Origin of the sequence: Vreelandella massiliensis (assembly GCF_900155385.1) — a bacterium.
GTDB classification, from domain to species: Bacteria; Pseudomonadota; Gammaproteobacteria; order Pseudomonadales; family Halomonadaceae; genus Vreelandella; species Vreelandella massiliensis.
Genome location: NZ_LT699745.1, coordinates 599,585 through 626,177, shown reverse-complemented (window position 1 = coordinate 626,177; position 26,593 = coordinate 599,585). Strand labels below are relative to the sequence as shown.

Below are 26,593 nucleotides of genomic sequence, written 5' to 3'. Positions count from 1 at the left end.
AGCCTTGTGATGAAACGGTTAACGGTTTCTCTGTTCGTTTTCGTCGTTGCCCTGGCGTTTGGCGGAGCATCCGCGCAGGAGCGGCTTGATCCTTCCGCACCGGACGGCCTGCGTGCCCCCGGTACCGCCAGCCAAACAATGTCGGCCGATCCCATCGCCAACCTGCCCAAACAGGCCGGGCGCGAAGTGCTCAACTACCCGGAACAGCCGCCGGTCATTCCGCATACGATTCGCGACTATCAGGTCGACAAGCGCAGCAACCGCTGCCTCTCCTGCCACAGCCGCGAAGATGCCGTGGACGCCGGGGCGCCGATGGTGAGCATCACCCACTTTATGGATCGCCATAAGCAGGTGCTGGCTGCCGTCTCGCCGGATCGCTACTTCTGCACCCAGTGTCACGTGCCGCAAACCGACGCCAAGCCACTGGTGGAGAATCAGTTTCGCCCCATTGACGAGGTGTTAAGAGAAGCGATTCGCGAACGCGAGGGGGGTGAGCCATGAAGCGATTTTTTGCCCGCTACTGGCGTATCCTCACCCGTCCCAGCGTCCACTACAGCCTTGGCTTTCTGACCCTAGGCGGCTTTATCGCCGGGATCATTTTCTGGGGTGGCTTTAACACGGCGATGGAGGCGACCAATACGGAGGCCTTCTGCGTCTCCTGCCATGAGATGCAGCAACCCCTAGAGGAGCTCAAGTCGACCATTCACTACACCAACCGCTCCGGCGTGCGCGCGACCTGCTCGGATTGCCACGTGCCCCACGACTGGACCCACAAAGTGGCGCGCAAGATGGAGGCGTCAAAAGAGGTGTGGGGCTGGATTTTCGGCACCATCGATACCGAGGAGAAGTACGAAGCCAAGCGTCTGGAACTTGCTCGACGCGAATGGGAGCGACTAGAGGCCAACGACTCCCTGGAGTGTCGCAACTGCCACGAGTTTGACTCGATGGACTTCACCCTGCAGAGCGAGCGCGCCGCGCGCGCCCACTCGACATCGCTGGCGTCAGGAGAGGCGACCTGCATCGACTGCCACAAAGGTATCGCCCACGAACTGCCGGAGATGCCGCCGGGCCATGAAGCGAACCTGCGCACCTCGGATGATCTCGTCTCTTGGGCGGCGCGCCTGGAGGAGGAGCCTTAAGCCAAGAGGTAATTGAGACAGCCGCGCTGCGCTGGCGTCGCATCGTTCATCAGGCGTAGCGAAACGGATCTTGGGGAGACTCAAGGTCCGTTTTTTTATTCAGGGCTGGAGCGAGTGTAATTTTGTATCATGAAAGAACGATAAAGGAGCGCAACCCATGCAAAAAATCTTGGTATTACACGGACCCAACCTCAATCTTTTAGGTACTCGGCAGCCGGAGATCTACGGCCATGAAACGCTGGCGGGTGTGAATAACGCCCTGCACGAAAAAGCGCTGATAGCCGGCTGGGAGCTGAACTATCGCCAGAGTAATCACGAAGGCGAGCTTATCGATGCCATCCATACCGCGCGTGATGATGGCACCTGCGCGATTATTATCAACCCGGCGGCCTACACGCACACCTCAATCGCTATTTTGGATGCACTTAACGCCTTTGAGGGTAAAGTGATCGAAGTGCATATCTCCAACGTTCACCAGCGCGAGGCGTTTCGTCACCACTCCTATGTGTCACTGCGCGCTGACGGGGTGATCGCCGGCTTGGGCACGCAGGGCTACCACGCCGCGCTGGAGGCGATTATGGCGGCGGCAAAGTAAGAAGGTAGGAGAGTCGCCGAAACGCAAGCGGGCGCCCCAAGGGGCGCCCGCTATGTGCATTGGCGAAGAGTGCATTGGCGATGAGTGAGAGGAGAAAGCGCTAAGCGCTTTTTTTGCTCTCGTCTTTCGCCGATTTTTTGCTGGAAGCGTCGCCGTTCGAGGCACTGCTATCGCTGGGCTGGGGTAGCGAGGGCAGCGACTTCGCCAGCATTTCAACGCTGTGGCGGTAGTAGAGCTGACTCTTGTTGTGCTCGCCAAGGCTCGCGTACAAGCGGGCCAGTTCGGCGCATACCACCCCGCTGGGGCGCTGACGCTGGCTGGCTTCAAAGTACTCCTGCGCTTTGCTCCACTGGCCGGTGCGAAGTGAGAGCCGCCCGCAGGCAAGTAGAAGCTCCGGATCATTGGGGCGCTCTTTCAGCCACTGCTCGGCCTTGGCCAGCTGACGCCCCGCATCGACGTTGAGCAGGCCGTAGCGTTTCACCAGGCGAGCGTCCCAGTGGTGATCGAGCGAGTGGCTCAAGAGGCGCTCGGCAATGGGCTCTTCGCCCGCCTGCACCAGCGCTTCGGTGTAGAGCACAATCAGCTCGGTATTGGCGCGCAGGTAGTCGGGCATATCGGCCCAGAGGCCGCGCACGCGCTCAATGTCGCTGGGGTTTTTGCTTTCAAACATGATGAGCTCGCGGTAAGCGCGGTATTCAAGCTGTTCGCGCTCGGTGGGCGAGATCAGCTTTTGCGCCGCCAGCCGCGGAATCAACCGGCGTAGGCCGTCCCAATCGTTAACGCTTAAATGCACCTGCTTGAGCAGCTTGAGCACTTGCGGGTGGTTGGTGAGCTTTTTATCCAACCGGTTGAGAATCGCCAGCGCCTCTTCGGGCTGTTGGCGGTCGATCATCAACTGCGCCTGCATCAACCCAATGGCGGTATCCGCCCCGTCGGTGGTGAGCTGCGCCTGGTTCAGGTGCTCTTGGGATTTTTCGTACTGCCCTTGATAGTGCGCGGCGAGCGCGGCGGAGAGGTAGTTGACCAGCGGGGTACTGGAGTCATCCGCGGCGCGTACCAGGGTTTTCTCGGCCTTTTTCCAGCGCCCGTCGGTCAAGGCGACAAGCCCGCGGACGGTGCGCTTCATGGCGCGGCGATTGCGGGCGCGGCTGTTCCAGGTGCGAAAGCGGCCGACCGGGCGAATGATGCCGCTCAAAAGGCGCAGCGCAAAGTGCAAAGCGATAAACGCCGCGAGCAGCAGTACCAGACCAAACCAGAAGGAGGTTTGCACGGAGGTATCGCCCACCCGTATCAGCCAGTAGCCGGGCACGGACATCATCAGGTGGCCGAAAAAGGCCCCGACGGCCAGCCCGACGATGATGAGGAGAACGAGCTTTCTCATGCCTCACCTCCGCTTGCGTTACGCGATTCGTAGCGGTTGTCGATGAACTCGGCAAGGGCCTGCTGAGAGCCGCTGATATCGGGAAGCTCTGGCGATACCTGGGTCTGCTTGAGCTCTTCTAGGCGCTCGATAACGCTCTGGGTCTCGCTGCGTGAGGTATCGTAGTAGCGGTTAAGCAGGTTCAGCGCTTTATCGATGCTGGCTTCAAACAGCGCCTGCTCCTCTTTGAGCAGGGCCAGCTGAGTCTGCTCAAGGATGAGGCGCAGGCTCTGGCGCAGGTAGGACTCCTGCTCCGGCGTCACCAGCGCTTCCAGCGCTTCGTCGTGCTCGCGAATCACCACCAGCTCTTTGAGTTCTTCGCCGAAGCGGGCCAGCTGGCGCTGGAATGTGCCGGTGGGCGGCTCTTCGATAGTGGCGGAGACCGGCTCGGCTTCCCCGGCTTCTTGGTCTAACCGCAGTGTGGCGATGCGCTCTTGCTGGGCGGTTTAAGCCCGATAAAGGCCGGTACGATCCACGCGCGGCACGGCGTCGAGCGCGGGATGTGTATAAGAGAAAGGACCCAAACTCCATCTTTTTGGGACTCGGCAGCCGGGGGTCCTCGGCCCTGAAAAGCTGGGGCTGGCGATCTCGCGGCGTACCGGCGTCAGCGCCGGGTTGTCGGCATCGGCTAAGCGTGCATCGGCGGTACGCAAGAGCGCGGCGGCGCCTTCGACATCGCGCTCAAGCTGCAGGCGCTGGTTGGCCAGGCGTAAAAGGTAGGCGGCTTCGGCATGGAGCCATTCGCGCTCGTCGGTGTCCTGCTCTTGGGAGAGCTGCTCGAGCACGTTATCGAGCGTCTCATTGACGTCGGCACGGTAGCTTGAGAACTCCTCGCGCAGCGCGCTGGTGGTCTCTTCAAGCGCTTGGTTGCGCTGCTGTTCCGCGCTTTCAAGGCGTGATTCCAGCTCGCTGAGCGCGTCTTGCGAGGCGCTGTTGCCTGCCTGCTGGGCGACGTCGTCGATGCGTTGCTGCTGGTTCTCCAAGCGCTGCCAGCCTTGCCAGGCGAGCCACGCCAGGGCAATCGCCAGGAGAATCACCAGAATGATCGCGACAATGCCGCCTTTGCCGCCGCCACCGCTGTGGCTTTGGGAGGTGCTGGCGGGGGGCGGTGTTTTACTTGAAGCGCTGTTGTCGGCTTTTTTCGCCGACGCTTGGTCGGAGGCGCCGCTGGAGGCGGCGGCTTGTGTGGGCGACTTGGCGGCCGCACTCTTGTCGCTAGCGCTGCTTTGCGCTTTGCTGTCCGCCTCTTTGGTGGCGGTTTTACGGGTTGAGGCGTGGGGCTCAGACTTGGCCCCTGAGCTGTTTGACGCTGAGCGTTGGGAACCCGAGCTACTGGCACTCTTTTTTTCAGAGTTCTCGCTTTCGGAACGCGTGTTGTCAGCGCTCTTGTTTTCAGAACGCTTATTAGCGGCAGCGGGTTGGCTTGCTTGAGTGCCTCCCGCATGGCCACTGTTTTTAGCGTCACCGGCTTTCGGTTGGCCGTTCGACGACGCGGCGGACGTCTTTTTTGACTCGTCCTGATCGTTAGGTTGTTTGCTCATCTGTCGCTAGCCCTTGTTAAGTTCCTTGATCGACATCGGTCCCCGGCGGGTTGCAGGCCTGAGCCAACGCGGCTGTCAGTGCAGCCGGTGTTGCCCCCAAAGCCACCGTAGGGGCTCGAAAGCCCAGTGTTTGTGCCAGTGTAGCCAAACGGCGACTGGAAACGATTAGCGGTTGGTTCAAGGCTGCCTGATCGCACCATTTTGCCAGATGTTGCAGCAGTTCGCCGCTGGTAACGATCAACGCCCGGTAATTCCCCTGGGTCAGACGCCTTTGCCCGTGGGTATCGGGCGGCGAGTAGACGCGCCGGTAAACGCTTACGCGGGTGACGTCGGCGCCGCGCGCACTCAGCGTATCGGCCAGAAGTTCGCGCCCACCTTCGCCGGCGATAATCAACGCTTTTTGCTGCGCCACGCGCGCAAGCGATGGCAGCGCGAGCAGCGCCTCGCTGGTATCGTCGCTACCGCTTGCCGGGACGTGGACCCGTACGCCGAGCTGGCGGTGAAGCGCTTGCGCCGTGGCGCGGCCGACACTGTAGTAGTCAATGCCGATCGGCAGCTGCGGCCAGTAGCGGTCGAGCGCGGCACTTAGGCACTCGGCGGCAAAGGGGCTGACAACGATAACTTTTGCGTACTGATCAAAATCAAGCCACAGGCTGCGTAGCGCTGGCGTTTCGGGCAGCGCTTCCAGGCGCATCACGTCAAGCGGCGCCACGGTGAACCCCGCTTGCTCAAGCGCCTCGGCAAGCACCGTGCCGCGCTCGCCCGGGCGAGTGATCAGTACCGGTAACATCACTGACTACCGTAAACCTCGGCAAGAATGTCGCCCGCGCCGAGGTCTAAAAGCTCCTCTGCCACGCGGATACCCAGCGCTTCCGGCTCATGCATGGAGCCTTTGCCTTCGGCACGCAGCACCTCGGTGCCTTCCGGGTTGCCGACCAGCCCGCGCAGCCACAGTGTTTCGTTGGCTTTATCCAGCACGGCGTGGCCGCCGATGGGCACTTGGCAGCCGCCTTCAAGGCGAGTGTTCATCGCCCGTTCGGCGCGCACGCGGGTGGCGGTGTCGGGGTCATCGAGGGTGGCGAGCAGCGAGACAAGCTCCGGCTCGTGCAGGCGGCACTCGATGCCTAGCGCCCCTTGGCCGCAGGCGGGCAGGCAGATTTCCGGCGGTAGGGCCTGGGCGATCCGCGCATCGAGCCCCAAGCGCTTAAGGCCTGAGGTGGCCAGGATAATGGCGTCGAATTCGCCGGCGTCGAGCTTGCCTAAACGGGTTTGCACGTTGCCGCGCAGGTTGAGAATCTCAAGGTCGGGGCGCGCTTCGCGCATTTGTAGGCCGCGGCGCAGGCTGGCCGTGCCGACGCGCGCGCCTTCAGGCAGCTCATCGATGCTTGTATAGTGGTTGGAGACAAACGCATCGGTGGGGTCGGCGCCTTCAAGAATCACCGATAGGCCGAGCCCCTCGGGGAAATGCATGGGCACGTCTTTCATCGAGTGGACGGCGATATCGGCTCGGCCATCGAGCATGGCTTCTTCCAGCTCTTTGACGAACAGCGCTTTGCCGCCGATTTTGGAAAGCGGCGTGTCGAGGATCTTATCGCCCTTGGTCGACAGCGCGACCAGCTCGACTTCAAGCCCGGGATGGGCGGCGATTAAGCGGTCACGCACATGTTCGGCTTGCCACATAGCCAGTTGGCTTTTGCGCGTGGCGATACGCAACTTGGTGATAGGTTGCACGTCATTCTCCCTATTGCCGCTATCGCGGCCCGATAAACTGTGTTACGACTCATCATAAAGCACCCGGCCACGCAGTAAAAATCAGCGCTACAAAAACATCGCTGGCCGGCGGTGGGGCCCTACCCAGCAAAAACACAATTTTATTAGGATACATTATGGCCCGAGTCCCAACCCCAGGGCAGTTAGCGCAATTTTATACCCTCTCTCCCGATCTGTTTTGCTGCGTGGATTTGGATGGCTGTTTTAAGCAGGTCAATCCCGCTTTTTTAACCCTGCTTGAGTACCGCGAAGACACGGTGCTCGGCCATTCGTATGCCCAGGTGGTGTGCGAAGAGGACCAGCCGTTGGTCGCCGATATGTTGGCGCGGCTAGCGCAGGGCGAGGTGGTGGATGTTTTCGAGCTGCAGGTCGTCAGCGCCTCAAAGCGGCGCTACTGGGTGGAAGTAAACGCCTCGCTAGGCGCGGATCGCGTTATTTACGTCGTCGCGCGGCAAATCACCGAGCGCAAAGCGGTTGAAGGCCAGCTCAGGCTACTCAAGCGCGGGGTCGAATCGAGCGTCAACGGCATTTTGATCGCCGATGCCGGGCAGCCCGATCTACCGCTGGTATACGCTAACGCCGCCTTTGAGCGCATTACCGGCTACCCCCGCGAGGAGGTGCTAGGCCACAACTGCCGTTTTTTACAGGGCGAGGAGACCGACCCTCAGGTGGTCAGACAGCTGCGTGAGGGAATTGCGGCCGAGCGTGAAGTGCATGTCACGCTGCGCAATTACCGCCGCAATGGGGAGCTGTTCTGGAATGAGCTGTACATTTCGCCGGTGCGCGATGAAAACGGTGCGGTGACGCACTATATCGGCGTGCAAAACGATATCTCCGAGCAGCGCCAATACCAAGCCCAAATCGCTTATAACGCCAGTCACGATACCCTCACGGGACTACCCAACCGTAACGCTCTCGCGCGGCGCTTAGCGCAGGGTTGCCAAGTGGCGCGGCGCCATCAGCGCTATCTGGCCGTGCTGTTTATCGATTTAGACGAGTTCAAGCCGATTAATGATACCCTCGGCCACGAGGTGGGCGACTTCATCCTAGTGGAAGCTGCCAAGCGCCTACAAAGCGTGTTGCGCCCGTGGGATACCGTTGGCCGTTTTGGTAGCGACGAGTTTGTCGCGCTGCTGCCGGATCTCGCCCAAGAGAGTGATGCGCTGCACGTCGTTGAGCGTATTTTGCACCAGTTGGCCACGCCGTACCGGCACAAAGGCAGCGAGATGCGCATCACCGCGAGTGTCGGCATCACCACCAGCGACGGTAACGTCGACCGCCCGGAGGCTCTCCTTCAGCAGGCGGACTTGGCGATGTACAAAGCCAAACGCCAAGGGCGCAATACCTATCAATGGTACACCGAGGGGCTCAACCAAAAAGTGAGTGCCCGCGTGGCCCTACGCAGCGCGCTGCAGCAGGCCATCGAGCAAAAGCAGTTCGAGCTGCACTATCAGCCGCAGATCCACAGCCCCAGTGGCCGGGTGACCGGTATCGAAGCGCTGTTGCGCTGGCGCCACCCAGAGCGTGGTTATATTTCGCCCGCCGAGTTTATCAGCCTCGCCGAGGATACCGGCCAGATCATCCCCATCAGCGACTGGGTCTTGGCGACGGCTTGCCGCGACGGTCAGCGGCTCAATGCGCTAGGCTTCGGCCGCGTGAGCCTGGCGGTGAATATTTCCCCTATGCAGTTTCAGCGGCCCGGTTTTTTTGCGTCGATTCAGCAGACCCTGAATGCCAGCGATTTCGATCCGACGCTGTTAGAGCTAGAACTCACCGAAGGCGTGTTGATGGAGAGCGCCGAGCAGGCGATCGATACGCTAAATGCGTTGCGGGAACTCGGCGTGCATATCGCCCTGGATGACTTCGGCACCGGCTTCTCCAGCCTGAGCTACTTAAAGCGGCTGCCGATCAATAAGATCAAGATGGACCGCTCCTTTGTGCGCGAGGTCATTAGCGATCATCGTGACGCCGCGATTATTGAAGGCGTGGTCACGATGGCGGCCAAAATGGAGCTGGAGGTGCTTGTCGAAGGGGTTGAGACGGCGGCCCAGCACGCCTTTTTGCGCAAACAGCTGTGCGAAAGCTTTCAGGGGTTTTACTTCGCGCGGCCCATGCCGTTTGACGATCTGGTGCGCTTTATGCGCGAGCAGCTCCCGGTGTTGCCGAGCGTGACCAGCACTGAGGGCGATGCAGCGCGCACGCTGCTGCTGCTTGATGATGAGCCCAATATCCTGCGTGCCCTTACCCGGGTGCTGCGCCGCGATGGCTACCGGATTATCGCCGTTGAGCGCGCGGAAGACGCCTTTGAGCAGATGGCCATGAACGACGTGCAAGTCATTCTCAGCGACCAGCGCATGCCGGAAATGAGCGGCACGGAGTTTTTGCGCCGGGCCAAAGAGCTCTACCCGGATACGGTGCAGCTGATTCTCTCCGGCTACACCAATTTGAAAACCGTGACCGAGGCGGTGAACCAAGGCGGCGTGTATAAATTCATTACCAAGCCCTGGGACGACGACGAGCTGCGCGCGCTGGTGCAAGAAGCGTTTCGCCATGCCGAGCGGGAAAGGTGGCGCCACGGGCAAAGGGAGCGTCATCCGGCGGCGGAGCGCTAAAGGGATTTACGCCATCGCGGCGGGTGAAATCGCAAAACGCCATGCCGCTTGGTAGGGCGACTCTGGTACACTTTGGCCAACGATTTTCTTAATGTTTACGCAGGATACTGTTGTCATGAGCCAAGCTACCAACCAGTCCTGGGGCGGCCGCTTCAGCGAACCCACCGATGCCTTTGTCGAGCGCTTTACCGCCTCGGTCAACTTTGATCAGCGCTTGGCGGCGCAAGATATTCAAGGCTCGATCGCCCACGCCACCATGCTGGCGCGAGTGGGGGTGCTGACCGATGAGGAGCGCGAGGCGATCGTCACCGGTCTCAACGAGATTCGTGAAGAGATCCGGCGCGGTGAGTTCCAGTGGTCGGTGCCGCTGGAAGACGTACACATGAACATCGAAGCGCGGCTGACCGACAAAATCGGCATTACCGGTAAAAAGCTCCACACCGGCCGCTCGCGCAACGACCAGGTGGCAACCGATATTCGCCTCTTCATGCGCGATGCCATCGATGCCATCGAAGCCGAGCTAATTCGCCTACGCGAAGGCATGATAGCCCTTGCCGACCGCGAAGCCGACACCATCATGCCCGGCTTTACCCACCTGCAAACGGCGCAGCCGGTGACGTTTGGCCACCATTTGCTGGCCTGGCAGGAGATGCTCGCCCGCGACCATGAGCGCCTTTTGGATTGCCGCAAGCGCGTTAACGTGATGCCGCTGGGTGCGGCGGCGCTGGCGGGGACGACCTACCCCATCGATCGCCACGTTACCGCCGAGCTTTTAGGCTTTGAGCGACCGGCGGAGAACTCGCTGGACGCGGTCTCGGATCGCGATTTTGCCATCGAGTTTGTCAGCTTTGCCAGCCTGCTCTTGATGCACCTCTCGCGCATGAGCGAAGAGCTGGTGCTGTGGACCAGCGCGCAGTTCGATTTTATCGACCTGCCGGATCGCTTCTGCACCGGCTCCTCGATCATGCCGCAGAAGAAAAACCCCGATGTGCCCGAGCTGGTGCGGGGCAAAACCGGGCGCGTCTACGGCCACCTAATGGGGCTTCTGACGCTGATGAAGTCGCAGCCGCTGGCCTACAACAAGGACAACCAGGAAGACAAGGAGCCGCTGTTTGACGCCGTGGATACCGTGGGCGACTGCCTGAAAGCCTTTGCCGACATGGTGCCGGCCATCGAGCCGAAAAAGGTCAATATGTTTGAAGCGGCGCGCAAGGGCTTCTCTACCGCCACTGATCTGGCCGATTACCTGGTGCGCAAAGGCGTGGCCTTCCGCGACGCCCACGAGATTGTGGGGGAGTCGGTGGCGTATGGCCTGAAAGAGGAGAAAGACCTCTCGCAGATGTCGCTTGATGAGCTGCGCCAGTTCTCCCAGGAGATCGAAAGCGACGTCTTCGACGTGCTCACGCTGGAAGGCTCGGTCGCGGCGCGTAACCACATCGGCGGCACCGCGCCCGAACAGGTCCGCGCGGCCGCGCAGCGTGCCCGCGAAGCGCTCGATGTGCTTAAGGATCAGGCATGAGCGTTAAGCGTCTAATAGTGGGTGTCGCCGTGTTAATGGCGCTGGCAGGCTGCGGCCAAAAAGGGCCGCTCTATCTGCCCGATGATGAAGCCGCGACCAACCGCGCCGAGCAGGAGGGGTAAATGGACTATTTTAATTACCGTGACGGCGTGCTCTACGCCGAGGACGTGGCGCTGTCGCGTATCGCCGCCGAGCACGGCACGCCCTGCTACGTCTACTCCAAGGCCACGCTTGAGCGCCATTTTCGCGCCTACACCGAGGCGCTGGGTAGCCAGTCGCACCTGATCTGCTACGCGGTAAAGGCGAACTCCAACCTCGCGGTGCTGGGGCTTCTGGCCAAGCTCGGCGCGGGGTTTGATATTGTCTCGGTGGGCGAGCTTGAGCGCGTCCTCAAAGCGGGCGGTGACCCGGCGAAGGTGGTGTTTTCGGGCGTGGCCAAGCAGGCCGAGGAGATGGCCCGGGCGCTGGAGGTCGGGATCAAATGCTTTAACGTCGAATCGCGCCCCGAGCTTGAGCGCTTAAACGCCGTGGCGGGGGAGGCGGGTAAAACCGCGCCGGTGTCGCTGCGCGTCAATCCGGACGTGGACGCCGGCACCCACCCCTATATCTCCACCGGGCTTAAAGACAACAAATTCGGGATTCCCGTCGACGAGGCGCTTTCGGTCTACGAACTCGCGGCAGGCCTGCCCCACGTCAAAGTGGTGGGGCTTGATTGCCACATCGGCTCGCAGCTCACCGAAACCGCGCCTTTCCTGGATGCCCTGGAGCGTTTGCTGGTGCTCATGGAGCGCCTGCACGAGCGCGGTATCGCGATCGAGCACTTGGATCTTGGCGGTGGCCTGGGCGTGCCCTACCGCGATGAAAAACCGCCCCAGCCGTTTGATTACGCCAGTGCGCTACTGACGCGGCTTTCACGCTGGGAAGGCGGCAAAAAGCTCACCCTGCTGTTCGAGCCGGGCCGTTCGATCGCCGCCAACGCCGGCGTCATGCTCACTCGCGTGGAGTTTTTAAAACCGGGTGAAACCAAGAACTTCGCCATTGTCGACGCGGGCATGAACGATTTGATTCGTCCCGCGCTTTACCAGGCGTGGCAGGCGATTGTGCCCGTGGATACCCGCGAAACGCGCGAGCGCGCGCTCTACGACGTGGTCGGCCCGGTATGCGAAACCGGCGACTTCCTGGGTAAAGAGCGCGAACTGGCGATTGCCGCGGGCGATCTGCTCGCCGTGCGCTCGGCCGGCGCCTACGGCTTTGTCATGGCGTCGAACTACAACAGCCGCCCGCGCCCGGCGGAGCTGATGGTGGATGGCGACGCCTGTTTTGTCGTGCGCCGCCGTGAGAGCGTCGAGAGCCTGTGGGCCGGTGAAGCGCTGCTGCCCGAGCACGCGCTAGGTGAGCGAGAGGAGGGGTAATGCTTTTGCACTTCACCAAAATGCACGGCCTGGGCAACGACTTCGTGATGGTGGATCTGGTCACCCAGCGCGCGCGGTTGACCGATGCGCATGTCCGCGAACTCTCCGACCGGCGCTTCGGTATCGGCTTTGATCAGTTACTCACCGTCGAGCCGCCCCGCGACCCCGACATGGATTTTCGCTACCGCATCTTCAACGCCGACGGCAGCGAAGTGGAGAACTGCGGCAACGGTGCGCGCTGTTTCGCCCGCTTCGTGCGCGATCAACGCCTGACCCATAAAAACGAAATTCACGTCGAAACCGCCGGCGGCCCGCTTATGCTGACGATTCAGCACGATGGCCAGGTGCGTGTGGATATGGGCCGTCCGCGCTTTACGCCGTCTGCGCTGCCGTTCGATGCCCCCGGCGATCAGCCTCTGCATGAGTTGGACGTTGACGGTGAAACCTTCGACATCAGCGTGGTCTCGATGGGTAACCCTCACGCGGTGCTGGAGGTCGAAAACGTCGATACCGCCCCGGTGGCGCGTCTAGGGCCCGCCATTGAAGCGCACCCGCGCTTTCCCCATAAGGTTAACGTCGGCTTTATGCAGGTGGTTTCCCCCAGCGAGATCCGTTTGCGGGTGTTTGAGCGCGGCAGCGGCGAGACCCTGGCGTGTGGCACCGGCGCATGCGCGGCGGTGGCCAGCGGCATTCGTCAGGGGCTTCTGAAAAGCCCGGTCAACGTCCACCTGCCTGGTGGTGCGCTCACCATCGAGTGGCCCGACCCGGAAGCCTCGCTGATCATGGTCGGGCCCGCCACACGCGTGTTTGATGGCCGAGTGGCACTGAATCAATCGCAATAACATCAATAACCTAGGGAGAATGGCGATGTCTCAAGCCCCTGAACCGCGCAAGACGCTCGACCCTGATCAAGTGGCGTTCTGGCTGGCTCGTCATCCCGATTTTTTTATCGGCCGTGAAGGGCTTCTACAGCAGCTCAAAGTGCCGCACCCCAACATAGACGGCGCCGTTTCGCTACTGGAGCGGTTGGTCATCGACCTGCGCGAACGTGCCGAGACGGCGGAAGGGCGCCTGGAGCAGCTGCTCGACGCAGCGCGACATAACGAGGCGCAGTATCGTCGCCTGCGCGAAACGCTGTTGGCACTGGTCGAGGCCGAGGACCGCGATGCCCTGGCGCAGGCGCTGGCGACCCAGATGAGCGAGCGTTTCGACACGCCGGCGATGGCGCTGTGGTGCCCTGAAGCGTTGAGCGATGCCGAGCCGACGTTGCCGCAGCCACCGCGGTACGTGCTCAACCAGCACGCCGGCGCGCGGCTGGCGGCGCTGTTGGATGGCCGCACGAGCCGCTGTGCCAAGCTCGGGGTAAGCGATTGGAAGTGCTTGCTGCCCCACGTCACGCCGCCCAAGAAAGCCGGCTCCTGCGCGGTGACGCGCCTCTCGGCGGGCGAGCCGCTAGGCTACCTGCTGCTGGCGAGCCCCGACCCCGAGCAGTACCGGGCGAGCATGGACACGCTGTTCACCGAGTACTTGGGCGATATCGTCGCTCGACTTTTGATCCGTCTCTCACCCCATGACTAACGTCCCTGCCGACTTAACCCCACAGATCGAGGCGTTTTTGGCGGCGCTTTCGCAGCATGCAAGCCCGGCCACGGTGACGGCGTACCGGCGTGATTTGGCCGCGCTAAGCGCCTTCGCCGAGACACGCGGCGTGGTGTCGGTGAAACAGCTGAACACCACGTTTCTGCGCGCCTTTCTCGCCAGTGAGCGCAGCCGTGGGCTGGCGCCACGCAGCCTGGCGCGGCGGCGGGCGGCGGGTCTCAGCGACTGCACGTTTTTTTTTTTTTAATGATACGGCAACCACCGAGATCTACCCTCTTTCCCTACACGACGCTCTTCCGATCTATCACGAAGTCGTTGCCCAGGCCGTGCATTTTGGTGAAGTGCAAAAGCATTACCCCTCCTCTCGCTCGCGGCACGGGCACAGCTCGCTCCGGCGAGCGAAACCGCGCTGTTTGTGGGGCAGCGGGGCGCCCGGCTGGGTCACCGCGCGATTCAGAGGCGTCTGGTGCAGTTGGCCATCGAGCGGGGCTTGCCCGAGCATCTTCACCCGCACCGGCTGCGCCACTCGTTCGCCAGCCATCTGTTGGAATCGAGCCAGGATTTGCGCGCGGTGCAGGAGCTCTTGGGCCACGCCCATCTCTCCACCACGCAGGTCTATACGCGGCTGGATTGGCAGCACCTGGCCGCAAGCTACGACGCCGCCCACCCGCGTGCCAGGCGCCGCGCGCCGGACGCTTCTTCCAATTCACCTCCCGAGGCATAGCCATGCGCCCAACGGCTTCGCTGCAAGCGATTACCTTCGATCTCGATGACACCCTGTGGGACAACCGGGGGGTCATGGCGCGCACCGAAGAGGGCCACTACCGCTGGCTGCTCACCGCGTTCAACGTGTGGCGTGCGGAGCGCGGCGAGCCGCCCCTGGCGTTGACGTATGAAAACGGCTTGCAGGATTACCTTGCCCGCCGCCAGCGCTTAGCCTGCGAGGTGCCAAAGCGGCGCGGCGATTTTACCTGGCTGCGCCTGCGCGCCCTCGAGGCGCAGCTTCAAGCCCAGGGGGTGGAGAAGAGTACCGCCTTGATGTGGGCGTCGGCGGCGATGAACGAATTTCACCGCCTGCGCGTGCAGGTGACGCCGCACCCGGAAGTCGACGCGCTCTTGCATGAGCTGCGTAAGCGCTATCGCTTGGCGGCGATCACCAATGGCAATATCCGCTTAACCCGGCAGCCGCTGGCGCACCACTTCCCGGTGGCCATCGCGGCGGGCGAGCTACTCGCCCCCAAGCCCGACCCCACGCCCTTTCTGACCGCGCTGGAAAAGCTCGGCGCGGTGCCCGAGCGGTCGATGCACGTGGGCGACTCCTGGGAGGAGGATGTGCTGCCCGCCCAAAAGCTCGGCATGCACGCCGTGTGGATCAGCGAGACGGGCGATCAAGCGCTGCCCGAGCGGGTGACGCGCATCGCCCACGTCAAAGAGCTGCCCGAGGTGATAGCGTGGTGGGAAAATAGCGGATAACGCTTCGCTATACCTCATTGGGGAGTGTTAGCCACTGGTCCAGACGCTGCGATAGGGGCTCCAGGCCCTCTTTTTTGAGCGCCGAGAAGAGCTGAACGGAGACGAGGTCTTCCCAGTCGCGCAGCTGAGAACGCACTTTTTGCAGCGAGCTGCTCGCGGGGCCTTTTTTCAGTTTATCCGCTTTTGTCAGCAGAATCTGCACCGGCAGGTCGCGTTCGTCGGCAAAACCCAGCATCATCTGGTCAAACTCGGTGAGCGGGTGGCGGACATCCATGAGTAGCACCAGCCCGCGCAGGCTTTGACGGCCGCGCAGATAGTGGGAGAGGTGCTCTTGCCACTCGCGTTTGACCGCCTCGGGTACTTTGGCGTAGCCGTAGCCGGGCAAGTCCACCAGGCGCTGTGAGGTGGTGTTCATTAAGCTGAAGAAGTTGATCAGCTGCGTACGCCCGGGCGTGCGCGAGGTGCGCGCCAACGCGTTTTGCCGCGTAAGCGCATTGATGGCGCTGGATTTCCCCGCGTTCGAGCGCCCGGCAAAGGCCACCTCGGCGCCGCTGTCGTTGGGGCACTGGGCGAGCGTCGGCGCGCTTAGCATAAAGCTCGCGGTCGAATAGTTGAGTGCCGGAGCGCTGGCAGGTGTTACGGTCATCGGTGTGTATCCTGGCGAAATAGAGCAGAAGTCGGCGCGAAAGCGCGCTGGAATTACCCCTAAAGCAGGCATGCTCTTGCATTTCCGTTGCTGGGGTGATTCGTTATAATGCAAGCGGTTTAATATCTGCGACCTGGGGCGCTAGTGTACCATCGCGCTCTATCCGTCAGCGACATTTCGCACCTTTGCGAGGGTTGTTGGCGGCGCTCAGAGCTGTCCATGGTAGTGTGCTGAACCTGGGCAGCGCCCAGGGTGCGTACCCGTCACCAACTAACGGCATAGTGGAATAGCAATGAGAAAGTTACTGGCAAGCCTGGCAATTACCATGGGTGCCGTTGGCACCGCCCACGCCCAAGAAGACCTGCAAGCCAATGCAGACCCCAACGCTGGCCAAGAACTGGCGGCCTCGTGCGCGGCCTGCCATGGCCAAAATGGCATTAGCGCGATTGGCTCTTTCCCCAATCTAGCGGGTCAGCAGATGTCCTACCTCGCTAAACAGATCATGGATATTCGCGACGGCGATCGTCAAGTCGCGCAAATGGCCGGGCAGGTCGACGATTTCTCCGACCAAGACGCCTGGGACGTCGCGGCTTACTTCGCCGAAATGGACCCCAACATTGGTCAAGCCAAAGACGATGAAGCGCTGCTTGAGCGTGGCCAAGTCCTCTATCGTGCGGGCGATATGGACAAAGGCATTCCGGCCTGTGCCGCTTGTCATACCCCGACCGGGCAGGGCATCGGTACGGCGGTATATCCGGCCCTGTCAGGGCAACTGGCTGAATATACGGTTTCCACGTTGCAAGACTTTGCCGCCGGTGAGCGCCATAACGACCCCAATGCCATCATGCGCGATATCGCCTCTAAAATGAGCGATGACGACATGGAAGCGGTGGCCAACTACGTGCTGGGCCTGCACTAAACCTCGCACTGCCTGTGCTTGTGTCGTGGTGACAAAGGAACCATAAGGCGCTGATAGCGTCTTATGGTTCGCTGTTGATTCGTTGCCCATTTTGGGGCCGGCTTGACCTGGAGAAAGCCCGATATGTTGAAAGCATTAATGGTAGCCGTGGCGGGACTTACGCTCTCTGCGGTGGCGAGTGCTCAGGAGATCGTTGAAGGCGAGCACTACGAGCGTCTAGAAACGCCGGTGGAGACACGGGTGGATGACGGTCAAATCGAAATCACCGAAGCGTTCTGGTTCGGTTGCCCCCACTGCTATCGCCTGCAGCCCGAGGTGACCGAGTGGTACGAAACGCTTGAGGACGATGTCCAGGTTGTTCACCTACCCGCGACGATGGGCGGTGATTGGAACACCCATGCGACCGCTTTCTATGCGGCAAAATCCCTTGGCATTCAGGAAGAGCTGCATGCCGACTTCTTTCACGCCATTCACGAAGAAGACCGCTCGCTGACGGATACCGATGAATTGGCCGAATTCTTCTCGAACTACGGCGTGAGTGAAAAGGAGGCGAGCGAAGCGCTGACCTCCTTTAGCGTGCGCAGCGACGTGAGCCGTGCCAATAGCCGCATGCGCGATATGCAGTTGATGGGCGTGCCGGCGCTGATGATCGATGGTCGCTACCTCGTCACGCCAAGCAGTGCCGGTAGCTTGGCCAATATGCCGCAAATTGCCGACGCGCTGGTTGAGCGAGTCCGCGAGGAGCGAGCAGAGTAATCACGCTTATCAATTGCTCACTAGCACGCTGTTGGGAAGTTAGCCCATGAGTCATCTGGATGCCCGGTCACCGCTACTTGCCAACGGCCATCTGCGCCTGCTTACGTTTAACTTGCAGGTGGGCATCCAGACCTCCGCTTATCACCACTACTTCACCCGCAGCTGGCAGCACCTGCTTCCCCATCCTCGGCGTAACCAGCGCCTGGATTTGATGGGCGACGTGCTGGGGAAATTCGATGTCGTCGGCCTGCAAGAGGTCGACGGCGGCAGTTTTCGCTCAAGTCGGGTCAATCAGGTGGAGTACCTTGCCGCACGTGCCGGCTTTCCCCACCATTTTCAGCAGCTAAATCGTAACCTGGGGCGCATTGCTCAGCACAGTAACGGCTTGCTTTCGCGTTTGGCACCGGCGCGGGTCGAGGAGCATCGCTTGCCCGGCACGCTACCCGGACGCGGGGCGATTCACGCGCGTTTCGGTAATGGCCCGGATGCACTGCACGTCTTTGTGGCGCATTTGGCGCTGAGTCATCGCGGCCGCGTGCGTCAGTTCGACTACCTAAGCGACATTATCCGCCCGCTGCGCCATGTGGTGGTGATGGGCGATCTCAACTGCACCCCGGAGCAAATTCATGCCCATGAGCGGTTTAGCGAGTCGCTGCCCCTGCATCCGGTAAAACCGCTTCTCAGCTACCCGTCGTGGCAACCGCGCCGGGCGCTGGATCACATTCTGCTCTCGCAGAGCTTGGAGGTCTCCGAGGTTCAGGTGTTGGACCACCTCTTTTCGGATCATCTGCCCCTTGCCATCGATCTGCCGCTGCCAGCGGCTTGCCTGACCGCACTGCGCGACGCGCAAAAATAAAAACGTTCAATGCGCGTGAGTGGCCAGCGCTGCATTGTGGGGCAAGATGCGCTATTGTCAGGGCGTTTACGTTCTTCCCTTAGTCGTTTATACGAGACACGCCCCATGTCCCAACAATCACAACTACCGCCTCTGATCGGAGCGCTAGATCGCGCCTCCGAGTGGTTAGGGCGCACGCTATCCTGGCTGATCATTATTATGATGCTCATCCAATTTTTGATCGTGGTGCTGCGCTATATCTTTTCGGTCAACAGTATCTTCATGCAGGAGCTGGTGATGTATATGCACGCGGCGGTCTTTATGCTCGCCGCGGCGTACACCTTTCGCCACGACGGCCACGTTCGGGTGGATATTTTCTATCGCAAGGCGTCGCCGCGCCGCCAGGCGCTGATCAACCTGGTGGGCATCGTGGCGCTTTTGATGCCGGTAATGGTGTTCATCATTGCCTCGAGCCTGGGCTATGTCAGCAAATCGTGGCAGATTTTGGAGACCTCCTCGGATTACGGCGGTATCCCTGCGGTGTTTTTGCTAAAAACCATGATTCCCGTGTTTGCGCTGCTCATGCTCGTACAAGGTCTCGTCGAGGTGGTGCGGAATATCTATATCCTGACAGGGCGAATCACGCCCGTCGCAGAGGATGACAGCCACCTAGAGGAGCGCGTCTGATGCTGGAGTTTATGCCTCTCGTTCTGTTTGCCGTGATCTGCATTGTGCTGATGTTCGGCTTCCCGGTGGCGCTCTCCCTTTCGGGGACCGCACTGCTTTTCGCCGGGCTGGGGCTTGGCCTTGAAGCCATCGGCGTGGACGCCCATTTCGATAGCGGTTATCTAGCCGCGCTGCCGAATCGCCTTTACGGCATCATGACCAATACCACGCTGTTGGCGGTGCCGCTTTTCGTCCTCATGGGCGTGCTGCTGGAAAAATCCAAAGTGGCGGAGACCCTGCTCGACGCGATGGCGCTGCTCTTTGGTTCGCTACGCGGGGGCTTGGGGCTTTCGGTCACGCTGGTGGGCATGCTGATGGCCGCCTCGACCGGGATCGTCGGCGCCACCGTGGTCACCATGGGGTTGATGTCGCTCCCCACTATGCTCAAGCGCGGCTACTCCACCTCGCTTGCCACCGGCACGATTTGCGCCACCGGCACGCTCGGACAGATTATTCCGCCCTCTATTGCGCTGGTACTGCTTGGCGATGTGCTCTCTTCGGCGTATCAGCAAGCGCAGCTGGATATGGGGATTTTCAGCCCCAAAACGGTGTCGGTGGGCGATCTCTTTATGGGCGCGCTGGTGCCGGGGCTGCTTTTGGTCGTGATGTACATGATCTACGTGATGGTGATCGCGTGGTGGCGCCCGCAGTCAGCCCCCGCCGCGGATCGCCAGGAGCTAATGGAGGAGCTGGGCCACACCAAGGGCATCGGCATGCTGCTGCTCAAAGGCTTGGTGCCCCCGGTGGTGCTCATCGTGGCGGTATTGGGCTCGATTCTGACCGGCTTTGCCACCCCCACGGAAGCCTCGGCGGTGGGCGCTTTTGGCGCGCTGGTACTGGCGCTCGCTTATCGCCAGCTCGATTGGGCCACGCTCAAAGAGGTGCTGCGCTCGACCACGCACGTGACCACCATGGTATTTTTGATCTTGATCGGGGCGGCGCTGTTCTCGCTGGTTTTCCGCGCTTACGGCGGTGAGCACATGGTCACCGAGCTATTTGAAGGTATGCCGGGCGGCGTCGTGGGCGCGACGCTTATCGTGATGCTGGTGATTTTTCTGCTCGGGTTTATCCTCGATTTTATCGAAATCACCTTCGTCGTCGTGCCGATCGTCGGCCCGATCCTGCTAGCGATGGGGCTCGACCCGATTTGGCTCGGCATCATGATCGCCATCAATCTGCAGACGTCCTTCTTGACCCCGCCGTTTGGTTTCGCGCTCTTTTATCTGCGCGGCGTGGCGCCGGAGTCGGTGCCGACGTCGGCGATTTACCGTGGCGTGATTCCGTTTATCCTGATTCAGCTGGGTATGCTGCTGATGCTAGCCTTTTATCCTGAGCTGGCGACGTGGCTTCCCGAACAGTTTGGTTAGTGCTATTAGTTGAAAGTGGGAGCTGCTATCAACGCTTGCGCGTGGCAATCTGCACCATGATAGGAAGAAGAACACGCTTACGCGCGGGTGCCTTTCCAAGCAAAAACAGTAACAATAAGGGGTTATATGAAAATTAAAACATTATCCGCCGCCATTGCGATGAGCACGGCCATGTCGGCCGGCCTCTTCGCCGTCTCAAGCCTGGATAACCAGGCTCAAGCCCAGGAAGAGACCTACAGCTGGAAAATGGTCACCTCCTGGCCAAAGAACTTCCCCGGCGTCGGCCAGGGGCCGGAGCGTCTCGCCGAGCTGGTTGACGAGATGTCGGATGGCCGCTTGACCATTGAGGTCTTTGGCGCCGGCCAGTTGGTGCCAGGATTTGAGGTGTTCGACGCGGTCTCCGAGGGCACCGCCGAGCTGGGCCACTCCGCCTCCTACTACTGGAAAGGCAAGGCGCCCGCCGCGCAGTTCTTCGCTGCCGTGCCCTTTGGCATGAACGCGCAAGAAATGAACGCCTGGCTGCACTTCGGCGGCGGTCTGGAGCTTTGGAACGAACTCTACGACGACTTCGGCGTGGATGTCATGGTCGCCGGCGCCTCCGGTGTGCAAATGGGCGGCTGGTACAACAAAGAGATCAACTCGGTCGATGATCTCGACGGCCTCAAAATGCGCATGCCCGGTCTAGGCGGTGAAGTGATGAACCGCATGGGCGTCGCCATCGTGAACATGCCGGGTGGCGAGATCTTCACCTCGCTGCAGTCCGGTGCCATCGACGCAACCGAGTGGATTGGTCCGTACAACGATCTGGCCTTCGGCCTGCATCAGGCGGCGGATTACTACTACTATCCCGGTTGGCACGAGCCTACGGTGATGTTTGAAGCGATCGTCAACGAAGAAGCGATGGCCGAGCTGCCCGCTGACCTGCAGGCGATCCTGAAAACCGCCGTGCGTGACGTCAACGCCAACGTGCTCGACGAGTACACCGCGCGTAATAACGACGCCCTAGAGACGCTGATCAACGAGCACGGCGTTGAGCTGCGCCGCATCCCTGACGACGTGCTAGCGCAGGCGCGCGAACACTCAGCGGATGTGGTGGCGGAGCTTGCCGAGTCCAGCGAGATGGCCACGCGCATTTACGACTCCTATCGTGCCTTCCAGGAGAAGGTGGTGGATTACCACGAAATCTCCGAGCAGGCGTACTACAACGCCCGTAACCCGGTAGGGGACGCAGCAGAGTAACGCCTACTTTTTTTGCATGGTTGCAAATGGCCGCCCCTCGGGCGGCCATTTGCGTGTTAAAGGCAGCACAAAAAGCGCGGCTTGGGTATCCTAGGGGAATAACGTGATGATTTTGCCGAGGAGCCCGATGTCTAACGATTCCCGCCCCCGTAATGTGCTGACGATTGCCGGCTCCGACCCCTCCGGCGGTGCCGGCATTCAGGCCGATCTCAAGACGTTTTCGGCGCTGGGTACCTATGGCACCAGTGTCATTACCGCGCTCACGGCGCAAAACACCTGTGGCGTGCGCGGCGTACACCCCGTACCGGCGGATTTTATCGCCCAGCAGTTGGATACCTTGCTAGCGGATATTCAGCTCGATGCGGTCAAAATCGGCATGGTGGCGAGCCGCGACGTGGCCGAGGTGATCGCCGCTGCGCTCACCGCGCGCCGGCCGCGCTGGATCGTGCTCGACCCGGTAATGGTGGCCAAAAGCGGCGATGTCTTAGTCGACGATGCCGGTATCCACGCGGTGCGCGATATCCTGGTGCCGCTTGCCGATGTCATCACCCCCAACCTGCCGGAAGCCGCCGTACTCTTAGACGCGCGCGCCCCCACGACGCTGGATGAGATGGAAGCCGTGCTGCCGCGGCTGATGCAGCTTGGGGCGCCCTACGCCGTGCTCAAAGGGGGGCATCTGCAGGGCGAGACCTGCCCGGATCTGTTGGCGACACCGCAAGGGCCTGAATGGCTTCCCGCCTCGCGCATCGATACCGATAATCTTCACGGCACCGGATGCTCACTCTCTTCCGCGATTGCCGCCTGTCTGGCCAAACTACCCGCAGACGCTGATTTCAATGCCCCCGTGACCGCTATTCACCAAGCCAAGCAGTGGCTGCATGCCGCGCTGGAAGCCAGTGGCCAGCTCAGCGTCGGCCAAGGCCGTGGGCCGGTGCATCACTTCCACGCCTGGTGGTAAGGCGTTTGCGTCGCGATGGCGGCCTTGCGCGGCGGGCATAAGCGCACCATGCTGAGTGGTGGGCGATTCCCCTGCCCTTGTAAGCTGAGGAGGCCACGCCATGACGCCTACGCTGCTGTTTGCCACCGACCTTTCCGCGGATAACCGCGCGGCGTTTGCCCGGGCGCTGCGTTTAGCCTATGCCCAAGGTGCCCGGCTCGATATTCTCCACGTGATTGACCCCTACCTGCCAAAGCGGATGCTGCACGATTTAGAAGCCGCGGTGGTGGACGACATCACCGCCACACTGAACGATCTGCGTGAAGATTACGCCTTGGAGGCGCCGCAAACGCTGATTCAGACGGTCGCCGGCGCGCCGTATGCCGAAATCGTGCGTGAAGCCCATGAGCGTAGCGCCGAACTGATTGTGATGGGGATGCACCGCAAGCGCGGTCAGAAAGACTTGCTCGCGGGCACCACGGTGATGCGCGTGATGCGCAGCGCGCCGTGTCCGGTCGTCGTGGCCTCTTACCTACCCACCCAGCCGTGGGAGCATATTGTGCTCCCCATCGACTTTTCGCTGACCGCGCGCCATACGCTAAGAGAGGCGTTGAAACGCTTTCCGGAGGCCAAAATCACGCTGCTGCACGCCTGGAGACTTCCCGGCGAGCGAGAGCTGGGTTCGCAACGGGGCTACGCGCAGTGGCGCGAACGTGAAGTGGCGGCGCTGCGGGCGCAGCTTGAAGAGGAGGTCGAGTCGCTGATGCGCGAGCTCGATGGCGTCCCAGAGGTGGAGCTTCTACTGGAACCGGGGTCGCCCTGCGAGGTGGTGAAAGAGTACATGAAGCGCCACACCCCCGATTTGGTCATGATCGGTAGCCGCGGTCAGCCCCACTACGCCAGCCAGTTAACCGAGATGCTGTTAAGCGAGCCTCACTGCGACCTCATGCTCTGCCGCGCTTGGTAGACACGGTTACATTTTTATACGGAACCTCTACCTATTGCGATGGTAGGTATGGTGTGCGTGCCATTTAAACAGGAGGTTCGACATGTCTCTTTCCCCCTTACGCGGGCTGGTACCTGCGCTGCTCCTCTCTTTTGCGGCGCTAGCCCAGGCGCAAAGCGGTACGAGTGTGAACGAAAACGGCGAAACCTTCCCGCGCCACTTGGAAGCTCACGGGCAGCGTTTTGAACTGCTCGGTAGCGGGGTGTTTACTTACATGATCTGGACCGCCTACGCCGGCGCTTATTATCAGGTGGAAGGCGAAACCGAGCCGCAGCCGCTTGGCGATGTGCCCCGCCTGCTGGAGCTGGCTTACTTCCATGACATTGAAGCGGCTGACTTTGCCGAGGCCACCACGGAGACACTGGAAAAATCGCTCACTCGCTACGAGTTCAATCAGGTCGAAGAGGAGATCAACGCCATCAATCAAAGCTACCAAGACGTGGCGCCGGGCGACCGCTATCGGCTTAGCTGGGATGGCGAAACACTGCGGCTGGCGCTCAATGGCGAGGTCGTGTATGAAGGCGGCGATAGCGACACCGCCAGTGCCATGTTCGGCATTTGGCTCGGAAAAAAACCGTTGGGCGAGGATTTTCGCGATGCGCTTTTGGGGAAAGACTAAGCCGGGGAAGAGTCAGTCAGGGAAAACGAAGCGGGCAAGGAGTAAGGGATGAAGGCACTGATTCAGCGGGTAAGCCGCGCGAGCGTCGAGGTTGAGGCGCAGACCGTGGGTGCCATTGAGCACGGCTTACTTGCGCTTGTGGGCGTAGAAAAGGGCGACAGCGAGGCCCACGCCGATAAACTGCTGCAAAAACTCTTGCATTACCGCGTTTTCAGCGACGCGGAGGGCAAGATGAACCTCAATGTGCAGCAGGCCGGGGGCGGTTTGCTACTGGTGTCGCAGTTCACCCTGGCGGCCGATACGCAAAAAGGGCTGCGGCCCAGTTTTTCCAGCGCCGCGCCGCCCGCCGAAGGCGAGCGGTTGTTCCACTACCTCGTTAAGCAAGCGCGTCAAAGTGATATCCCCATCGCCACCGGCGAGTTTGGCGCCAACATGCAGGTATCGCTGATCAACGACGGCCCAGTGACGTTTTTGCTGGAAACGTGAACGGGCTCCTAAGCGTTTTCACTGGCCAGCAACTCGGCTTCCATCGCTTCCAGCTCCTCTTCGGCGCCGAGCCACTGCGCTTCGGCGGCGTCAAGGCGCGATTTGATCTCGGCTTGGCGGGCAAGCGCTTTGGTTAACTCGGTTTTTCGCGACGCGTCGGTGTAGAGTTCAGGGTCGGCGAGCACCTCTTCCACCTCGGCCAGGGCCGTTTGTTCGCGCTCCATGGCTTTTTCTGCCTGATCGCGCTGTTTTTTCAGCGGGCGAAGCCGCTCGCGCATTTTAGCCGCGGCCTGGCGTGCGGCTTTGCGCGCTTCGCGGCTATCGTCGTTTTGCTGCGCGCCCTGGCGCTCGCTTTTTTCGCTGCGAGTATCGCGCCGCTCGGCCTCCAGGCGCTCCTTAAGCCAGTGGCGGTAGTCCTCCAGGTCGCCGTCAAAGGGCTCGACGCGGTGATCCGCCACGCGCCAAAACTCATCCACCGTGGCGCGTAACAGGTGGCGGTCGTGGGAGACCAAAATCACCGTGCCTTCGAAGCTGGCGAGCGCCTCGGTCAGCGCCTCGCGCATTTCTAAATCCAAGTGGTTGGTGGGCTCGTCGAGCAGCAGCAGGTTGGGCTTTTGCCACGCCACCAGGGCGAGCGCCAGGCGGGCTTTTTCGCCGCCGGAAAACGTTGCCACCTCGCCAAACGCATCGTCGCCCTTAAAACCAAAGCCGCCGAGAAAGTTACGGATCTCCTGGTCGCTGGCGGTGGGGGAGAGCCGCTGTACGTGGACGAAAGGCGTGGTGGTGATATCCAGGCCTTCAAGCTGATGCTGGGCAAAATAGCCGACCGCAAGATGCTCACCGGGCACGCGCTTGCCGGCCAGGAGCGGCAATTCCCCGATCAGCGATTTAATCAGCGTCGATTTGCCCGCGCCGTTGGGGCCGAGAAGCCCGATACGCTGTTCGGGGAGCAGCGTGATGTTAACGTGATCCAGCTGCACGCTGTCGCCGTTTTCGCCCCGGTAACCCAGCGTTGCTTGATCGAGTACGAGAAGCGGATGCGAGGTTCTATCCGCCGCCGGCAGGGTGAAGTGAAACGGCGAATCGACGTGGGCCACGGCGATCTCCTCCATGCGCTCTAGCATCTTCACCCGGCTCTGGGCCTGCTTGGCCTTGGTCGCCTTGGCTTTGAAGCGGGCGATGAAGCGCTCGATCTCTTCGCGGCGGGCCTGCTGTTTAGCGGCTTCGGCCTGCTGCAGGGCGAGTTTCTCCGCGCGGGTGCGCTCAAAGCGCGAGTAGTTGCCGCGGTAGAGTTCCACCGTTTTGTGGTGCATGTGCACGATGTGGTCGCACACGGCGTCGAGAAAATCGCGATCGTGGGAGATCAACAGCAGCGTGCCGGGGTAGCGGGTAAGCCACTGCTCCAGCCACAGCAGCGCATCCAGATCCAAGTGGTTAGTGGGCTCGTCCAGGAGCAGTAGGTCGGACGGCGTGAACAGCGTGCGGGCGAGGTTGACGCGCATCCGCCAACCGCCGGAAAACGCCGACAACGGCCGCGTTAGGTCTGCTTGCACAAAGCCTAGCCCCACCAGCAGCTGCGCGGCGCGTGAGCGCGCCCGGTAGCCGTCTAGGGTTTCGATCAGCCCATGCAGCTCGGCCTCGCGGTGGGCATTGCCCGAGGCTTGGGCTGCGGCAAGGTCCGCCTCGGCCTGGCGCAGTGTGTGATCGCCATCAAGCACGTAGTCAATAATCGCCCGGTCGAGGGCATCGATCTCTTGCGCCATATGCGCAATGCGCTGGCCGCCGCTCATCTCAATCTCGCCTTGATCGACGCCTAGCTCGCCTAGCAGGAGTTTAAACAGGCTCGACTTACCTGCGCCGTTGGCACCGATGATGCCGGCTTTGACGCCGCTGTGCAGGGTGAGGTCGGCGTTTTCCAGCAGGGTTTGCGTGCCGCGTTGCAGGGCGACTTGGCGCAGTGCGATCATGCGTGCTCCT

The 26,593-nt window shown here is 61.2% G+C and carries 25 protein-coding genes and 1 pseudogene; 20 read left to right on the top strand and 6 right to left on the bottom strand.

Annotated features, from left to right (window positions below; all coding sequences use genetic code 11):
- Window positions 1-9 precede the first annotated feature (9 nt).
- The 3 genes from BQ9846_RS07490 (at window position 10) to aroQ (ending at window position 1,734) form a co-directional block, all read left to right on the top strand.
- Window positions 10-501: a nitrate reductase cytochrome c-type subunit gene (locus BQ9846_RS07490; protein WP_075880365.1), complete on the top strand. Its 492-nt coding sequence runs from the start codon at window positions 10-12 to the stop codon at window positions 499-501.
- Complete coding sequence (locus BQ9846_RS07485) at window positions 498-1,139, top strand: NapC/NirT family cytochrome c (protein ID WP_075880363.1); 642 nt, start codon at window positions 498-500, stop codon at window positions 1,137-1,139. The genes BQ9846_RS07490 and BQ9846_RS07485 overlap by 4 nt, the downstream gene beginning before the upstream one ends.
- A 157-nt stretch (window positions 1,140-1,296) precedes the next feature.
- A complete protein-coding gene (gene aroQ / locus BQ9846_RS07480; protein ID WP_075880361.1) occupies window positions 1,297-1,734 on the top strand; it encodes a type II 3-dehydroquinate dehydratase in 438 nt (145 codons plus the stop codon).
- A 100-nt stretch (window positions 1,735-1,834) separates the two neighbouring features.
- Here the strand turns inward: aroQ and BQ9846_RS07475 are convergent, their stop codons facing one another.
- The 4 genes and pseudogenes from BQ9846_RS07475 to hemC form a co-directional block, all read right to left on the bottom strand.
- Window positions 1,835-3,115, bottom strand: coding sequence for a heme biosynthesis HemY N-terminal domain-containing protein (locus BQ9846_RS07475; protein WP_075880359.1), 1,281 nt, complete (start codon window positions 3,113-3,115; stop codon window positions 1,835-1,837).
- Window positions 3,112-4,695: pseudogene (locus tag BQ9846_RS07470) on the bottom strand (uroporphyrinogen-III C-methyltransferase). Before BQ9846_RS07470 ends, BQ9846_RS07475 begins: the two are co-directional and overlap by 4 nt.
- Window positions 4,696-4,711: 16 nt before the next feature.
- Window positions 4,712-5,488, bottom strand: coding sequence for a uroporphyrinogen-III synthase (locus BQ9846_RS07465; protein WP_144049400.1), 777 nt, complete (start codon window positions 5,486-5,488; stop codon window positions 4,712-4,714).
- Complete coding sequence (gene hemC, locus BQ9846_RS07460) at window positions 5,485-6,426, bottom strand: hydroxymethylbilane synthase (protein WP_075880355.1); 942 nt, start codon at window positions 6,424-6,426, stop codon at window positions 5,485-5,487. The genes BQ9846_RS07465 and hemC overlap by 4 nt, the downstream gene beginning before the upstream one ends.
- A 155-nt stretch (window positions 6,427-6,581) precedes the next feature.
- Here hemC and BQ9846_RS07455 point away from each other — a divergent pair, with 155 nt between their 5' ends.
- The 7 genes from BQ9846_RS07455 to BQ9846_RS07415 all read left to right on the top strand — a co-directional run bounded on the left by BQ9846_RS07455 (window position 6,582) and on the right by BQ9846_RS07415 (window position 15,080).
- Window positions 6,582-9,077 carry an EAL domain-containing protein gene (locus BQ9846_RS07455; RefSeq protein WP_075880353.1) on the top strand — a complete coding sequence of 832 codons (2,496 nt, stop codon included), beginning with the start codon at window positions 6,582-6,584 and terminating at the stop codon, window positions 9,075-9,077.
- 115 nt (window positions 9,078-9,192) lie between these two features.
- The gene (gene argH / locus BQ9846_RS07450) at window positions 9,193-10,596 is read left to right on the top strand and encodes an argininosuccinate lyase (protein WP_075880351.1); all 1,404 of its coding nucleotides are present in this window, start codon (window positions 9,193-9,195) and stop codon (window positions 10,594-10,596) included.
- Window positions 10,593-10,718 carry an LPS translocon maturation chaperone LptM gene (gene lptM / locus BQ9846_RS07445; protein WP_083651515.1) on the top strand — a complete coding sequence of 42 codons (126 nt, stop codon included), beginning with the start codon at window positions 10,593-10,595 and terminating at the stop codon, window positions 10,716-10,718. Before argH ends, lptM begins: the two co-directional genes overlap by 4 nt.
- Window positions 10,719-12,008, top strand: coding sequence for a diaminopimelate decarboxylase (gene lysA / locus BQ9846_RS07440; RefSeq protein ID WP_075880349.1), 1,290 nt, complete (start codon window positions 10,719-10,721; stop codon window positions 12,006-12,008). It begins immediately after the preceding gene.
- Window positions 12,008-12,850 (top strand): diaminopimelate epimerase, encoded by an 843-nt coding sequence (gene dapF / locus BQ9846_RS07435; protein ID WP_075880347.1) that lies wholly within the window; start codon window positions 12,008-12,010, stop codon window positions 12,848-12,850. The genes lysA and dapF overlap by 1 nt, the downstream gene beginning before the upstream one ends.
- 25 nt (window positions 12,851-12,875) lie before the next feature.
- Window positions 12,876-13,586 (top strand): DUF484 family protein, encoded by a 711-nt coding sequence (locus BQ9846_RS07430; RefSeq protein ID WP_075880345.1) that lies wholly within the window; start codon window positions 12,876-12,878, stop codon window positions 13,584-13,586.
- A 747-nt stretch (window positions 13,587-14,333) separates the two neighbouring features.
- Window positions 14,334-15,080: an HAD family hydrolase gene (locus BQ9846_RS07415; RefSeq protein ID WP_075880343.1), complete on the top strand. Its 747-nt coding sequence runs from the start codon at window positions 14,334-14,336 to the stop codon at window positions 15,078-15,080.
- Window positions 15,081-15,087: 7 nt separating this feature from the next.
- Here the strand turns inward: BQ9846_RS07415 and yihA are convergent, their stop codons facing one another.
- Window positions 15,088-15,726, bottom strand: a complete 639-nt coding sequence (yihA, locus tag BQ9846_RS07410) for a ribosome biogenesis GTP-binding protein YihA/YsxC (RefSeq protein ID WP_075880341.1) — start codon at window positions 15,724-15,726, stop codon at window positions 15,088-15,090.
- A 292-nt stretch (window positions 15,727-16,018) separates the two neighbouring features.
- Here yihA and BQ9846_RS07405 point away from each other — a divergent pair, with 292 nt between their 5' ends.
- From BQ9846_RS07405 to dtd, 10 genes are all read left to right on the top strand, one after another.
- Window positions 16,019-16,645 (top strand): c-type cytochrome, encoded by a 627-nt coding sequence (locus BQ9846_RS07405; RefSeq protein WP_075880339.1) that lies wholly within the window; start codon window positions 16,019-16,021, stop codon window positions 16,643-16,645.
- Between the two features lie 123 nt (window positions 16,646-16,768).
- A complete protein-coding gene (locus BQ9846_RS07400) occupies window positions 16,769-17,401 on the top strand; it encodes a thiol:disulfide interchange protein DsbA/DsbL (RefSeq protein WP_075880337.1) in 633 nt (210 codons plus the stop codon).
- Between the two features lie 46 nt (window positions 17,402-17,447).
- Window positions 17,448-18,257, top strand: coding sequence for an endonuclease/exonuclease/phosphatase family protein (locus BQ9846_RS07395; protein ID WP_075880335.1), 810 nt, complete (start codon window positions 17,448-17,450; stop codon window positions 18,255-18,257).
- Window positions 18,258-18,362: 105 nt separating this feature from the next.
- Complete coding sequence (locus BQ9846_RS07390; protein ID WP_075880333.1) at window positions 18,363-18,923, top strand: TRAP transporter small permease subunit; 561 nt, start codon at window positions 18,363-18,365, stop codon at window positions 18,921-18,923.
- A complete protein-coding gene (locus BQ9846_RS07385; protein WP_075880331.1) occupies window positions 18,923-20,329 on the top strand; it encodes a TRAP transporter large permease in 1,407 nt (468 codons plus the stop codon). The genes BQ9846_RS07390 and BQ9846_RS07385 overlap by 1 nt, the downstream gene beginning before the upstream one ends.
- A 126-nt stretch (window positions 20,330-20,455) precedes the next feature.
- On the top strand, window positions 20,456-21,568 hold the full coding sequence (locus BQ9846_RS07380; RefSeq protein WP_075880329.1) for a TRAP transporter substrate-binding protein: 1,113 nt from the start codon (window positions 20,456-20,458) through the stop codon (window positions 21,566-21,568).
- Between the two features lie 127 nt (window positions 21,569-21,695).
- Complete coding sequence (thiD, locus tag BQ9846_RS07375; RefSeq protein WP_075880327.1) at window positions 21,696-22,526, top strand: bifunctional hydroxymethylpyrimidine kinase/phosphomethylpyrimidine kinase; 831 nt, start codon at window positions 21,696-21,698, stop codon at window positions 22,524-22,526.
- Window positions 22,527-22,626: 100 nt separating this feature from the next.
- Window positions 22,627-23,472, top strand: a complete 846-nt coding sequence (locus tag BQ9846_RS07370) for a universal stress protein (protein WP_075880325.1) — start codon at window positions 22,627-22,629, stop codon at window positions 23,470-23,472.
- An 82-nt stretch (window positions 23,473-23,554) separates the two neighbouring features.
- On the top strand, window positions 23,555-24,130 hold the full coding sequence (locus BQ9846_RS07365) for a chalcone isomerase family protein (RefSeq protein ID WP_075880323.1): 576 nt from the start codon (window positions 23,555-23,557) through the stop codon (window positions 24,128-24,130).
- A gap of 48 nt (window positions 24,131-24,178) precedes the next feature.
- Window positions 24,179-24,616 carry a D-aminoacyl-tRNA deacylase gene (gene dtd / locus BQ9846_RS07360; protein ID WP_075880321.1) on the top strand — a complete coding sequence of 146 codons (438 nt, stop codon included), beginning with the start codon at window positions 24,179-24,181 and terminating at the stop codon, window positions 24,614-24,616.
- 8 nt (window positions 24,617-24,624) lie between these two features.
- Here the strand turns inward: dtd and BQ9846_RS07355 are convergent, their stop codons facing one another.
- Complete coding sequence (locus tag BQ9846_RS07355) at window positions 24,625-26,583, bottom strand: ATP-binding cassette domain-containing protein (protein WP_075880319.1); 1,959 nt, start codon at window positions 26,581-26,583, stop codon at window positions 24,625-24,627.
- Window positions 26,584-26,593 lie beyond the last annotated feature (10 nt).